General features: G+C 68.5%; 15 protein-coding genes and 1 other RNA gene. 14 read left to right on the top strand and 2 right to left on the bottom strand.

Annotation, left to right across the window (positions count from 1 at the left end; translation table 11 throughout):
• Positions 1-1,126, top strand: a 1,126-nt coding sequence (locus tag RMO04_RS14025; RefSeq protein WP_309645388.1) for an acyl-CoA dehydrogenase family protein, incomplete at its 5' end; no start/stop codon positions are given.
• Positions 1,127-1,137: 11 nt separating this feature from the next.
• The gene (locus tag RMO04_RS14020; RefSeq protein WP_309645387.1) at positions 1,138-1,731 is read left to right on the top strand and encodes a DUF3052 family protein; all 594 of its coding nucleotides are present in this window, start codon (positions 1,138-1,140) and stop codon (positions 1,729-1,731) included.
• Here the strand turns inward: RMO04_RS14020 and RMO04_RS14015 are convergent.
• Positions 1,712-2,293 carry a gamma carbonic anhydrase family protein gene (locus RMO04_RS14015; protein WP_309645386.1) on the bottom strand — a complete coding sequence of 194 codons (582 nt, stop codon included), beginning with the start codon at positions 2,291-2,293 and terminating at the stop codon, positions 1,712-1,714. The genes RMO04_RS14020 and RMO04_RS14015 overlap by 20 nt on opposite strands.
• A gap of 174 nt (positions 2,294-2,467) precedes the next feature.
• On the opposite strand from RMO04_RS14015, the gene RMO04_RS14010 reads away from it, so the two are divergent.
• The 6 genes from RMO04_RS14010 to RMO04_RS13985 all read left to right on the top strand — a co-directional run bounded on the left by RMO04_RS14010 (position 2,468) and on the right by RMO04_RS13985 (position 7,119).
• Positions 2,468-2,842 carry a YciI family protein gene (locus RMO04_RS14010; RefSeq protein WP_309645385.1) on the top strand — a complete coding sequence of 125 codons (375 nt, stop codon included), beginning with the start codon at positions 2,468-2,470 and terminating at the stop codon, positions 2,840-2,842.
• Positions 2,835-4,070 (top strand): sigma-70 family RNA polymerase sigma factor, encoded by a 1,236-nt coding sequence (locus RMO04_RS14005; protein WP_309645384.1) that lies wholly within the window; start codon positions 2,835-2,837, stop codon positions 4,068-4,070. The genes RMO04_RS14010 and RMO04_RS14005 overlap by 8 nt, the downstream gene beginning before the upstream one ends.
• Positions 4,071-4,140: 70 nt before the next feature.
• Positions 4,141-5,034, top strand: a complete 894-nt coding sequence (locus RMO04_RS14000) for a DMT family transporter (RefSeq protein WP_309645383.1) — start codon at positions 4,141-4,143, stop codon at positions 5,032-5,034.
• Positions 5,031-5,750, top strand: coding sequence for an N-acetylmuramoyl-L-alanine amidase (locus RMO04_RS13995; protein WP_309645382.1), 720 nt, complete (start codon positions 5,031-5,033; stop codon positions 5,748-5,750). The genes RMO04_RS14000 and RMO04_RS13995 overlap by 4 nt, the downstream gene beginning before the upstream one ends.
• Before the next feature lie 2 nt (positions 5,751-5,752).
• Entirely contained in the window at positions 5,753-6,265 is a 513-nt protein-coding gene (locus RMO04_RS13990; RefSeq protein WP_309645389.1) for a GNAT family N-acetyltransferase, read from the top strand.
• Positions 6,266-6,351: 86 nt separating this feature from the next.
• On the top strand, positions 6,352-7,119 hold the full coding sequence (locus tag RMO04_RS13985; protein ID WP_309645381.1) for an SDR family oxidoreductase: 768 nt from the start codon (positions 6,352-6,354) through the stop codon (positions 7,117-7,119).
• A gap of 1 nt (position 7,120) precedes the next feature.
• Here the strand turns inward: RMO04_RS13985 and RMO04_RS13980 are convergent, their stop codons facing one another.
• Positions 7,121-8,692, bottom strand: a complete 1,572-nt coding sequence (locus tag RMO04_RS13980) for an AMP-binding protein (protein WP_309645380.1) — start codon at positions 8,690-8,692, stop codon at positions 7,121-7,123.
• A gap of 151 nt (positions 8,693-8,843) precedes the next feature.
• On the opposite strand from RMO04_RS13980, the gene RMO04_RS13975 reads away from it, so the two are divergent.
• The 6 genes from RMO04_RS13975 to RMO04_RS13950 form a co-directional block, all read left to right on the top strand.
• The gene (locus RMO04_RS13975) at positions 8,844-9,689 is read left to right on the top strand and encodes a hypothetical protein (protein WP_309645379.1); all 846 of its coding nucleotides are present in this window, start codon (positions 8,844-8,846) and stop codon (positions 9,687-9,689) included.
• A 34-nt stretch (positions 9,690-9,723) separates the two neighbouring features.
• Positions 9,724-10,105: RNase P RNA component class A (rnpB, locus tag RMO04_RS13970), an RNA gene on the top strand.
• A gap of 275 nt (positions 10,106-10,380) precedes the next feature.
• The gene (locus RMO04_RS13965; RefSeq protein WP_309645378.1) at positions 10,381-10,845 is read left to right on the top strand and encodes a division/cell wall cluster transcriptional repressor MraZ; all 465 of its coding nucleotides are present in this window, start codon (positions 10,381-10,383) and stop codon (positions 10,843-10,845) included.
• Position 10,846: 1 nt separating this feature from the next.
• Positions 10,847-11,776, top strand: a complete 930-nt coding sequence (gene rsmH, locus RMO04_RS13960; RefSeq protein WP_309645377.1) for a 16S rRNA (cytosine(1402)-N(4))-methyltransferase RsmH — start codon at positions 10,847-10,849, stop codon at positions 11,774-11,776.
• The gene (locus RMO04_RS13955) at positions 11,773-12,216 is read left to right on the top strand and encodes a cell division protein (RefSeq protein WP_309645376.1); all 444 of its coding nucleotides are present in this window, start codon (positions 11,773-11,775) and stop codon (positions 12,214-12,216) included. Before rsmH ends, RMO04_RS13955 begins: the two co-directional genes overlap by 4 nt.
• A gap of 2 nt (positions 12,217-12,218) precedes the next feature.
• A partial coding sequence (locus RMO04_RS13950; protein ID WP_309645375.1) for a penicillin-binding transpeptidase domain-containing protein occupies positions 12,219-13,171 on the top strand: 953 nt, incomplete at its 3' end.

Genomic DNA, 13,171 nt, shown 5'->3' with positions numbered 1-13,171 from the left:
ACAGTCGATGCTGCGCGACACGGTCGCCAGCTTTCTGGCCGACCACTACAGCTTCGAGCAACGGCGCGATGCGCTGAAGACCGAGGCCGGCTGGCGGCCTGCCGTCTGGAAGGCCTTCGCCGAGGAGCTGGGCATCCTGGGCGCGCCGTTCTCCGAGGAGCTCGGCGGCCTGGGCGGCGGTCCGACCGACAACATGGTCGTCATGGAAGAGTTCGGCAAAGCCCTGGTGGTCGAGCCCTATCTCGGCACAGTGGTGATCGGCGGCGGCTTCCTGAAGCATTCCGGCCATTCCGGCGCGGCCGACGTCATCGCCCAGATCATCGCGGGCGAGACCACCATCGCCTTCGCCGCGGCCGAGCCGCAGGCCCGCTACAGCTGGCAGGACCTCAAGACCACCGCCAAGAAGGACGGCGCGGGCTATGTGTTGAACGGCGCCAAGGCCGTGGTCATCGGCGCCCCCTGGGCCAGCCACCTGATCGTCACCGCCCGCACCGGCGGGTCGCAGCGCGACGCGGGCGGGGTCTCGGTCTTCCTGGTCGACAAGTCGGCCAAGGGCGTGGCCACCCGGGACTATCCCACCGTCGATGGTTTCCGCGCCTCGGAAGTCACCTTCGAGAACGTGTCCCTGCCGGCCGAGGCGCTGATCGGGTCTGAAGGCGGCGGGCTGCCGCTGGTGGAGAAGGTGATCGACGAGGCCATCGTCGCCACCTGCGCCGAAGCCTGCGGCGTCCTGCGCCGCCTGCACGAGGGCACGCTGGAGTATACGAAGCAGCGCAAGCAGTTTGGCCAGCCGATCAGCCAGTTCCAGGTGCTGCAGCACCGGATGGTGGACATGTTCATCCAGCTCGAGCAGTCGATCTCGATGACCTACATGGCCAATATCAAGCTGGCTGACGACAGCGCCGAGGAGCGCGCCAAGGGTGTTTCCGCGGCGAAGGTGCAGATCGGCAAGGCCTGCAAGTTCGTCGGCCAGAACGCCATCCAGTTGCACGGCGGCATGGGCATGACCGACGAGATGGCGATCGGCCACTACTTCAAGCGCGCCACCATGATCGAGGGCGCCTTCGGCTCCACCGACCATCACCTGGCGCGGTACGAAGGGCTGAGCCTGGGCAGGGCGGCCTAGGCGGACGATCCATGGGCAAGGACGCGCAGGTCCGGGCGACGTTCCCCGACGGCGCGGACTCCGGGCGGCTCCAGTATGAGCCGCCGAGGCTCCTGTTCCGGGGCGTCCATCGCCGCGTCTACCAGGGCGATGAGCTGAAGGGCGTCCGAGTCGAGGCCGGCGACCTGGTGCTGGTCGACGGCGCGCGCTTTTCGCTGGGCGAGAAGGCCGCGGCGAACTGGGCGCAGGCGATCCTCAATCCCAAGGGGCGGCTGGACAAGCTGGGCGTGAAGCCTGGCATGCGGACGGCAATCCTCGGCGTGGCGGACGACGCCCTGGCCGGCGAGTTGGCCGAGCGCGATGCTCCGCCGGCAAGCGAACTCGCCGACCTCGACATCCTATTCTATGCCGCCGACAGCGCCGACGAACTCGCCCGTCTCGGCGACCTGATCCCTGCGTTGGCCGACAAGGGCGCGCTCTGGGTGGTCTCGCGCAAGGGCAAGGCGGCCACGGTCAGGGACGTCGAGGTCATGGCGGCTGCCAAGGCCGTGGGTTTGGTGGACAACAAGGTGGTCGGGTTCTCCAACACACTGACGGCGCTGCGGTTCACCCGGCGGCGGACATGAGCCGGTCGCGCTCGGTCGCCATCTCAACCCGGAAGCTCTCCTTCGACCAAAGGCGATAGTCGCCCTGGGCGTAGGCCTGGCCGTTGCGCCAGTAGAGGAACGCGTTCATGGCGTTGGCGACGCTGTTGTCGCGGGTCTTGGTCACGGCGCCGGGCGAGCCCATGACGATGGAGTAGGGCGGGATCACGGTCCCCTCCTTCAGGAAGCTGCCCCCAGCCACGATCGAGCCCGCGCCCACGACGCAGCCGTCCATGATCGTCGCCCCGATCCCGATCAGGCAGTCGGGGCCGATGTCGCAGCCGTGCAGCGTGACGTGATGGGTGATCGAGCAGTTGGCCCCGATCAGGGTCGGCGTGCCGGCGCCCACATGGATCATCACGAAATCCTGGATGTTGACCCGAGGCCCGATGACCACCCGCTGGCTCTCGGCCCGCGCCACCACATTGCACCAGATCGAAGCTTCGGCGCCGATCTCGACATCACCAAACAGGCGGGCCGAGGGATCGATATAGGCCGCGCCCAAGTCGCGGACGTCGGGGCCCAGGAAGGCGGCGGCGGTCATGGTCGTCTCCGATTGAATGCGTCACCATTCCGGACTTCCCAAACGTCAGCCAAGTCGCCGGACGATCGATGTATTTTCGAACGAGCACGCCGGCCGGTGTCGATCTGGCGCGAGGCTGTTCGTTTAGGGGTGTAAAGTCGGCAAGATGCCGGCTGCTGAATGAAGGACGACGCCATGACCCGGTATCTGCTCAGCATCTATCAACCCGATGGCCCTCCGCCTCCGCCCGAGTTCCTGGAGCCAATCATGCGGGATCTGGCCGTGCTCAACGCCGAGATGAGGGAGAAGGGCGCGTGGGTTTTCGCTGGCGGCCTGTTCCCGCCCAGCACGGCCACGGTGCTGCACTACGACAGCCGCGACAGCCAGCTCCTCACAACCGATGGCCCCTTCGTCGAGGGCAAGGAGCACATCGGTGGCTTCACCGTCATAGAGGCCGCCGATCTCGACGTAGCCCTGGAATGGGGCCGTAGGCTGGCCCACACCCTGGCGCCATTGTCCATCGAGGTGCGGCCGTTTCAATTCGACGACAAACTTCCCGTGGATGGCTGAGAACTTCCCGCTTTCCGCGGTCGAACGTGTGTTCCGAGAAGAGCACGGCCGGGCGGTCGCCGTCCTGGTCCGGGCCTTCCGGGACATCACGATCGCCGAAGAGGCCGTCCAGGACGCCTTCGCCGAGGCGGTTGCGCGGTGGTCCTCGTCAGGGCCGCCGCCCAGCCCCGCCGGGTGGATTATCACCACCGCGCGCAATCGGGCGATCGATCGCCTGCGCCGCGAAGCGTCCCGCGACGACCGACATGCCCAGGCCGCTTTGCTTCACGCGGCGGACGGCGATCAAGAGGACGCGATGGACGAGGTCAACGACGAACACCTGCGCCTGGTTTTCACCTGCTGCCATCCAGCGCTCGGGATTGACGCCCAGGTGGCGTTGACCCTGCGGCTGCTGGGGGGGTTGACCACAGCGGAGATCGCGCGCGCCTTCCTGCTGCCCGAGACGACCCTGGCCCAGCGGCTGGTGCGGGCGAAGGGCAAGATCCGGGACGCCAGGATCCCCTACAGGGTCCCGACGGCGCAAGACCTTCCGGCCCGACTCCGCGCGGTGCTGGCGGTGGTTTACCTCATCTTCAACGAAGGCTATGTCGCCGGCCTCGGCGAGGGGCTCACGCGCGACACCTTTTGCGAAGAGGCCATCCGCCTGGGCCGGACGCTGGCCGGCCTGATGCCCCGGGAACCCGAGGTCGCCGGCTTGCTCGCCCTCATGCTGCTGACCGCCGCGCGCCGGCCGGCGCGACTAGGACCGGGCGGCGAGATCGTCTTGCTGCCCGAGCAGGATCGTCGGCTATGGGACCGCGCCTTGATCGCAGAAGGCCAGGCCCTGGTGCGGGCCTGCCTTCGATTGGACCGGCCCGGTCCCTACCAGATCCAGGCGGCGATCTGCGCCGTTCACAGCGATGCGCCGTTCGCCGGGGCGACGGATTGGCGGCAGATCCTGGCGCTCTACAACCAGCTTCTCGCGGTGGCGCCGACGCCGATCGTCGCCCTGAACCGCGCGGTCGCCGTGGCTGAGGTCGAGGGCCCAGCGACCGCCCTGGCCCTTCTCGAGGATCTCGACCTTGCGGCATATTATCTGTTCCACGCCGTGCGCGCTGATCTGCTCCAACGCCTGGATCGCCGCCCTGAGGCCTCCGCGGCCTACCAGGCCGCCATCGCCCGTACCGATAATGCGGCTGAACGGAGCCTCCTCGCGCGCAAACGCGCGCGCTGCGCCGGGGGCGGTTAGGGCGTTTCTTATGGCCCTGTACAATCGGCACGCTTGCCAAAGGTCGTCGAACCGAGCCTAAGGCGAGGCCATGGCGCTTCGCGACTTCGCTCTGTTGGTCATGGTCTGCCTGGTCTGGGCGGCGAACAACATCGTATCGAAGTTCGTGGTCTCGTACATGGAGGTCCCGCCGCTGTTCTACGCGGCCGTGCGCTTCGCGGTGGTGGCGGTGGTGGTGTTCCCCTGGCTGCGCCCGGCGCCGCGCCCGATCTGGCGGTTGATCGTGGTGGCCCTGCTCATGGGTGGCGGCAACTTCGCCCTGATGTTCGTCGGGCTGAAGACCTCCACCCCATCGGCGGTGGCTGTCGTCAGCCAGGTCATGGTGCCGATGACCACCTTCCTGTCCTTCATGCTGCTCGGTGAGCGGCTGACGCCGCGACGGCTGCTCGGCATCGGGCTGACCCTGCTGGGCGCCCTGACCGTCATGTGGGACCCACACGGCTTCCGCATCGCGCCGGGCTTGCTGTTCGTGGTGGGCGCGGCCTTCATGGGCTCGCTGGGCGCGGTGATGCTGAAGCAGATGGAGGGCCTGAAGCCCTTGCAGATGCAGGCCTGGGTCGGACTTTCGTCGTTCATCCCCCTGGCGGCCCTGTCGGCGTGGCTGGAACCCGGCGCGGCCGCCGTGGCGGTGGCCAGCGGCTGGCCCTTCCTGGCGGCGGTGCTGTTCTCGGGCCTGATCGTCTCGGTGGTGGGCCACACCCTCTATTACGGCCTTATCCAGCGGTATGAGGCCAATCTCATCTCGCCGTTGACCCTGATGACCCCGCTGGCCACCATCGGGCTCGGAGTCCTGATCACCCACGACCCCTTCGACGCGCGCATGGCCTTTGGGGCCGCCGTGGCGATCGTAGGCGTCCTCATCATCGCCCTGAGGCCCAACCAAGCCATGTTGCTGCTGCTCGCCCTTCGGAACCGCGACAAGTGAATTTCATCGAGGCGGCTTCGCCGAACTTCAACGAACGGCTGGTCCCGCCGGACCTGATCATCCTGCATTACACCGGCATGCCTTCAGGCCCGGAGGCGCTAGCGCGCCTTCGCGAGCCTGCGGCCAAGGTGTCCTCGCACTACATGGTGGAGGAGGATGGCCGGGTGTTCCGCCTGGTGCCCGAGGCGCGGCGGGCGTGGCACGCGGGGCTGTCCTCCTGGAAGGGCGAGACCGACATCAACGGCCGCTCCATCGGGATCGAGATCGTCAATCCGGGCCACGAGTTCGGCTATCGGCCATTTCCCGAAGCCCAGATCGCGGCGGTGATCGAACTGCTAAGCGATATCCGCACCCGTTGGGACATCGAGGACAGCCGCATCGTCGGCCATTCCGACGTCGCTCCAGACCGCAAGACCGACCCCGGTGAGCTGTTCCCGTGGAAGCGACTGGCCGAAGCTGGCCACGGCCTTTGGGTCGAGCCCGACGCCGCGCCCGGCCAGCCTCTGGGCGAGGGTGAGGAGGGGGCGGGGGTCTTCGCCCTGCAGGCCGGCTTCACTCGTCTGGGCTATGACTGCGCGCCGTCGGGCAAGTTCGACGCGGCCACCGCCACGGTGGTGCGCGCCTTCCAGCGCCATTGGCGGCCGGAGCGGGTCGACGGCGTCGCCGACGGCATGACGCGGGCGCGGCTGATCGCATTACTTCGGGCGGCCGCTTGACCGTGGCCGCGTTCGACATCCGGCCCATCGAGGCCTCGCAGGCCGACGCCGTGCTGGCGCTTTACAAGGCCACGGCCGCGGCGCCGGGCGGCCTGGCGCGGCGACCCGACGAGATCGACCTGGTCTATGTGCGCGGCTTCCTGACCAAGGCGGCGACGGAGGGCGTGACCCTGGGCGCCTGGGACGGGGCGCGGCTGTGCGGCGAGATCCATGCCTCGCGCATCGGGCCTGACCAGTTCGCCCATGTGCTGTCCGACCTCACCGTGGCGGTCGACCCGGACTATCAGGGGAAGGGCGTCGGAAGCGGTCTGTTCCGGGCCCTGTTCGCGGCGGCGGCTGAGATGAGGCCTCGTATCGTGCGGGTCGAGCTGGCGGCGCGGGAGGGCAACACCGCCGCGATCGCCCTCTACCAGCGCCTCGGCTTCGTGATCGACGGTCGCTTCGAGAAGCGCGTGCGGATGCCGGATGGCGCGTTCGAGGCTGACATCGCCATGGGCCTGCTGCTCCCGGCTTGACCTGAGCCGCATCCGCCGTCAGCACTCTGCGCGACGAACTTTCCGCCCTTTGGCATACCGCGAATTCGAGAACACAGGACCCGTCCATGCGCAATCTGTTCAATGTCGAAGGCAAGACCGTCCTGGTCACCGGCGGCAGCCGCGGCATCGGCGAGATGATCGCCCGGGGCTTCGTGGAGAACGGCGCCAAGGTCTACATCTCCTCGCGCAAGGCCAATGTCTGCGACGCCCTGGCCGAGGAGTTGTCGCAGCACGGGACCTGCATCTCGCTGCCCTTCGACCTGGGCGGCATGGCCGGGATCACCGGCCTGGCGGCGGCGGTGGCCGAGCGCGAGAGCAAGCTGGACGTCCTGGTCAACAACGCCGGCGCCACCTGGGGCGCGCCCATCGACGAGTATCCTGAGGACGGCTGGGACAAGACCGTCGACCTCAACGTGAAGTCGATCTTCTTCCTGACCCAGAAGCTTCTGCCGCAACTGCGCGCCGCGGCGACACACGAGAACCCCAGCCGGGTGATCAACATCGCCTCGGTGAACGGCATCCAGCCTCCGGGCCTGGAGACCTACGCCTATTCCACCTCCAAGGCCGGCTGCATCATGCTGACGCGCCACCTGGCCAAGCGGCTGGCCCCCGAGCACATCCTGGTCAACGCCATCGCGCCGGGCCCCTTCCAAAGCCACATGATGGCCGCGACCCTGGCCCGCGCCGGCGACGCCATCGCCAAGGCCAATCCCCGCGGCCGGATCGGCACGCCGGAAGACATCGCCGGGGTGGCGATCTTCCTCAGCTCTCGGGCCAGCGCCTATACGACCGGAACCGTTGTGCCCTGCGACGGCGGCTCGGCGGAGTTCTAGGTCAGATCTGGCGCGCCCGGCCTTCCCAGTAGGGCGCGCGGACCTTGTTGCGCAGGATCTTGCCCGCCGCGCTGCGCGGCAGTTCCGCGACGAAGTCGATGGCCCTGGGCACCTTGTACTTGGCGAGGTTTGCGTTGGCGTAGTCGAGGATCGCCCGGGCGACTTCGGGACTGGCCTCACGCCCCGCCTTGAGCTGGATCACCGCGCGGACTTCCTCGCCCCGCTCGTCGTGGGGAACGCCGACCGTGCAGCTGTCCTCCACGTCGGGATGCTTGATCAACTCGTTGTCGATCTCCTGGGGGTAGATGTTCACCCCGCCGGCGATGATCGTCTCGGCGCTGCGGCCCGTGAGGAACAGGTAGTCGTCTTCATCGAAGAACCCGATGTCGCCCAGGGTGAAGTAGCCCTCGCGGCGATTGGCGGCGGTCTTGCCCGGGTCGTTGTAGTACTGGAAGCCGCCGTCCGGCAGCTTCATGTAGATCGTGCCGGCGGTCCCCTGAGGGCAGTCGGCGCCGTCCTCGTCCAGGATGCGGGCGCTGTCGGAAAAGGGCCTACGGCCGACACTGCCGGGCTTGGTCAGCCATTCCTTGGACCCGATGACGAAACCCGCGCCGCCCTCCGAGCCTGCATAGTACTCGTGCAGCACCGGGCCTACCCAGGCGATCATCGCGTGCTTAACCTCCGGCGGGCACGGCGCCGCGCCATGGGTGATCTGCCGCAGGGCCGAGAGATCGTACTTGGCGCGCACCTCGTCGGGCAGGGCCAGCATCCGCTGAAACATGATCGGCACCAGGTGGGTGCGGGTGACCCGCCGCTCGGCCATGACGCGCAACACGCCCTCGGTGTCCCACCGGTCGATGAACACCACCGGCACGCCGTTCATCAGCGGCCGGCGGACGTCGCCCAGCAATGGCGCGGCGTGATAGGCGGGGCCGGCGCACATGTGCAGGTCCACCTCGCGGTCGTAGACGCCGCTGAACTCGGGGTTGGCCGCGTTCGGCTTGAACACCCCCTTCGGCCGGCCGGTGGTGCCCGAGGTGTAGAGCATGGTGTGGCCGCGGCTGGGGTCGGGGATGTCCGAGCCGTCGAGGGCGGCCAGGGTCTCGTCATAGGGCGCGAAGCCCTCGATCGGGCCGCCGATGGCGACCTTGACCTTCAACGCGGGGCACTGGTCGGCGGCCGCCTTCGCGGTGGTGACCCGCGCGTCGGCGAACAGGGCCTTGGCCTGGCAGTCGGCGATCACATAGGCGATCTCGTCGGCGGTCAGGTGCCAGTTGACGGGGGTGAGCCGCATGCCCGTGCGCATGGCCGCCGACAGCACCTCGACGAATTCGGCGCGGTTGGTGCAGAGCAGGGCCACGGCGTCGCCGGGACCCAGACCCGCGGCGCGCATCAGGCGCACGATGCGGTTGGCGTTGGCGTTCAGCACGCCGAAAGTCCGCGTCCGGCCGTCGGGATCGTAGACGGCCACGCGGTCGGGGGACACCTCGGCCCAGACGGCGTGCATCATGCCTGTCTCGGCGGCCTGGGTGACCCGGCGACCAAGGTCGAGCTCGGCGCTTGCGGCGTCCATCGGTTTCCTCCCATCGCGGCGGCCCTCTGTCGGAGCCTTAGTCCAGGCTGGCTCAGGCCAGTCGCCGGCGCAAGACCATCGTTGGCAGGACAGGGTGTTTGGCCATACGCTAAGCCAGAAACGCGGCGAAGTCCGCGCCAGGGAGGATGCCATGACGCTGGCCGAACAGCAGGAACACGCCGGACCGTTCCGGATTCCGCGGAACACCGCCCAGGAGGTGAAGGGCTCGATCCACGACGACGCCACGGCCTCGAAGCTGGGCTTTCGAGGCGGCACGGTGGCGGGCTCGATCCACATGGACCAGTTCGTCCCGGCGCTGCTGGCGCTGCATGGCCCGGCTTGGTTCGAGACCGGCGGGCTCTCGCTGATGTTCAAGCAGGCGACCGTGGACGGCGAGGCTGTGCGCGCCACGGTGAAGCCGGGCGCCGATCGCGCGGCGCTCACCATGTTCAACGAGGCCGGAGCCCTGATCTGCGAGGGGACAGCCAGCATCGACGACGACAGCGGGTCCGAACTGGCCTGTCGCCTGAAGGCGCAGGAGCCGCCCGCGTCGGGCGCCCTGCGCATCCTGGCCGCGGTGAGGGCGGGCGATGAGGCGCGAGATATCCCGCTCGCGGTGACGCCCGAGGCTCTGGCCAAGCGCCTGGCAACCATCACCGAATTGCTGCCCGAATACGGGCCCGACCACCTGATCCTGCCCCCGTCCATGGCGGTGGTGCTGGCGCACGGCGCCCGCGCCGCCGTGGTTGGAAGCGCGGGCAAGGCCGTGGGGCTGTTCGGGGCGTTGGAGGTGCAGCACCTGGCCGGACCGCTCAGGGCCGGCGTGGACTATGTGGGGCGCACGAAGGTCCACGCCCTGGCCGAGAGCCCGAAGACCGAGGCGGTCTGGTACGACGTGTTCATCGCCGACCAGGCCGCCGGGCAGGACATGGCGCGGGTCAGGTTCTTCCTGCGGTTCATGAAGGGGTCCTCTCCGCTCTGGACGGGTGCGGCTTGACCGCGCAGGACTTGGCCGCCATTGATCGCCGCGATCAGACGGCCGGGCGGTCGCGGCGGCGCAAGCCGTCGAGGAAAGTCCGGGCTCCACAACGACATGGCGGCGGGTAACGCCCGCCGAGGGCGACCTCAGGGATAGCGCCACAGAAAGCAAACCGCCCGGACTTCGGTCCAGGTAAGGGTGAAAGGGTGGAGTAAGAGCCCACCGCGGACCTGGTGACAGGGACGGCATGGCAAGCCCCGCCAGGAGCAAGACCGAATAGGGACGCTGCGCCCATCTCGCATGGGCAGGACTGTCGTAGGTCCGAGGCGTCCGGGTAGGTCGCGAGAACCGTCCCGCAAGGGCCGGTCCAGAGGAATGATCGCCGCGCCGGCTCGCCGGCGGCACAGAACCCGGCTTACAGGCCGTCTGATCTCTTCATCCGTCCACGGTTTCGCGCGAGGGGCGATTATACTTAACATGTTCCATGTATGTTCTGTGAATAGTTGACGGCTGTTAACCATAAGTCGATGCGACATCTTTGTTTTCGCGCGAAATCGAGGTTTGGAGTCATTGTCTCCCAATTGATCCCATGTTAACCCAATAGTCGTCCGCTGGGGTGTGGGCGCGTCGCGGCGGGGCGAGGCGCGTTGGCCAACTGAAGGCGGGTAGGGGCGGTTCATCCGGAGCCGCCGAGTGGGGTTTGGGCGCGATGTTTCTCTCGACGTTCGAGAAACAACTGGACGCTAAACGGCGCATCGTTGTGCCGCAGGAGTTCCGCGCTCTTGTCTCTGGCCCGTTCGACGGAATCATCTGCTTTCCTTCCATCGAAGCCGACTGCATCGAGGGGGGCGGAAAAGCCTTGTTCGATCGTTACCTGGCGCTGATCGAGGAGATGCCGTTCGGCGATCCCACCCGTTCGGCGGTGGAGTTCTCCGTCCTGGGCGGACAGGTCCGCATGGCCTTCGACACCGCCGGCCGCATCACGCTGACCGAGCAACTGTGCGACCAGTTCGGCCTGGTGGACGACGTGGTGCTGGTGGGCCTTGGCGATCGTTTCCAGATCTGGGAGCGCGCGGCGTTCCAGGCCCATCGCGCCGCCCAGCGCGAACTGGCTCGCGAGGGCCTGACCCAGCTCCGCGCCCAGCAGCGCGCCGCCAAGCTTGGAGTGGCGTGAGATGGAGGCGCCGCACGTCCCCGTCCTGATGCCTGAGGTGATCGAGGCGTTGCAGCCGGGACCTGGCAAGGTGATCGTCGACGGCACCTTCGGCGCCGGCGGCTATTCCCGCGCGCTGATGGCCAGCGGCGCCCAGGTGGTGGCGTTCGACCGCGATCCCACGGCCCGGCGCTTCGCGCAGGACATGGGCGCGGGTTTCAGGCTGGTCGAGAGCACGTTCTCGCGGATGAGCGATGAGTTGGGCGAGGGCGGCGCCGACGGGGTGGCGCTGGACCTGGGCCTTTCGTCCATGCAGGTCGACGAGGCCGAGCGGGGCTTTTCGTTCATGCGCGACGGACCGCTGGACATGCGGATGGGCGCTGACGGCCCCACCGCCGCCGACCTGGTCAACACCGCCGAGATCGCGGACCTGGCGCGGATCCTCTGGGTCTACGGCGAGGAGCGCGAATCCCGCCGGATCGCCCGCGCGATCGTCCGGCGGCGGGAGATCGAACCTTTCACCCGCACGCTTGACCTGGCCGAACACATCGAGCGCGCCCTGGGGGGGCGTCGGGGCGCCAAGGTCCATCCGGCCACGCGGTCCTTCCAGGGCCTGCGCATCGCCGTGAACGACGAGTTGGGCGAACTGGAGGCGGGTCTCGTGGCCGCCGAGCAGGTCCTGAAGACGGGCGGCCGTCTGGCCGTGGTGACCTTCCATTCGCTGGAGGACCGGATCGTGAAGGCCTTCTTCACCTTGCGGGCGGGCAAGACGCCCGGCGGCTCGCGGCACGCCCCGCCGATCGAGGTCAAGGCCAAGCCCAGTTTCGACCTGCTGTTCAGCGGCGCCCGGGCCCCGTCCGACGACGAGATTCGCGCCAACCCCCGGGCGCGTTCCGCCAAGCTGCGCGCCGCCGTTCGCACCGAGGCTCCGGTCTGGAAGGAAGCCGCATGAGCGTGTTCAGTCGCAAGATCAGAGGTTTTCGCTTGATCGACGTGGTCGCCGCTGGAGTGCTGGCCGCCATCATCCTGTCGGTCTACCTGGCTAAGACCATCGCCGGCCGCGAGCGGACGGAAATCGCCACGGTCGAGAAGCAGATCGACGCCGAGCGCGACCGCATCCGCCTGCTGCAGGCCGAGGTCGCCCACCTTGAGCAACCTTCGCGGATCGAGCAGCTCTCGTCGGCCCATCTGGGCATGGTCCCCATCCCCGCCAAGAACGAGGTCACGCCAGAGAAGCTGGGTGAGATCGCGCTGGCCGCCCAGATCAAGTCCGCTCCCAAGGTCCTGGCCGCCCCGCCCCCGGTCGAGCTTGCCGCGCCCGCGGCGCCCGCCGCGCCCGGCCCCGGTCCGACCCAGGTGGCCCAGGTCAGCGTGGCGGGGGTCAACCCGTGACCATGGCCAATCCCTCCTTCCAGCCCCCCGGCTGGCGCTGGCTGAAGGCCCAGGTCTGGGGCCTGGAGCATGCCTTCGAGCGCGCCCGGGCGGCCGGCAAGGCCGAGGACGATACGCGCATCCGCATCTTCTTCGTGCTGGCCCTGTTCGCGGCCGGGTTCGTCACGCTGGCGGTCGGAGCGACGCGCAGCGCGGTGTTTTCGGGCGGCGCGGGGTCGAGCCTTTCAGGCCCAGTGGGTGCGGCTCGGGCCGACATCGTCGACCGCAACGGCGCCATGCTTGCCGCCGACCTGCTGCACTATGGCCTCTATATCGACCCGCGCGAGATCTGGGACACGGCGGAGACGCGCCGAGCCCTGGCAGCGGCCCTGCCGAAGCTGTCGGCGGCGCGCTTGCAGAAGGCGCTGAAGGGCGAGCGGCGTAGCTTTCTGATCGGCGGCCTGACGCCGGAGACCCGCGCGCGGGTCCACGCCCTGGGGCTGCCGGGCGTGACCTTCGAGCGCGAGGAGCGCCGGGTCTACCCGCTGGGCCAGACCGCGGCCCACCTGATCGGCTTCTCCGACACCGGCGGCGAGGGCCTGGCCGGCGCCGAGTTCGCCCTGAACGACCTGGTCCGCAACAACGCTGCGTCCAAGACTGCTGTGCCGCTCTCCATCGATCTGCGGGTCCAGGCGGCGCTGGAGGATGAGTTGTTCAAGGCGGCCGCCGCCCATCAGGTGAAGGGCGCGGTCGGTATCATCACCAATGTCCACACCGGCGAGATCCTGGGCGTGGCCAGCTATCCAGCCTTCGACCCCAACCAGGCCGGCGCGAGCGATCCCGAGGCCCTGAAGAACCGCGCGGCGGCGTCGGTCTATGAGATGGGCTCGACGTTCAAGGTGTTCACCGTGGCGCTCGGTCTGGATTCGGGGGCGGCGACCCTGGCCTCGACCTTCGATGCGCGCGCGCCGCTGAC

Origin of the sequence: Phenylobacterium sp., assembly GCF_031412415.1 — a bacterium.
Classification (GTDB): domain Bacteria; phylum Pseudomonadota; class Alphaproteobacteria; order Caulobacterales; family Caulobacteraceae; genus Phenylobacterium.
Note: the sequence above shows the minus strand (reverse complement) of the source record. Positions and strands in the feature narration are given on the sequence as shown.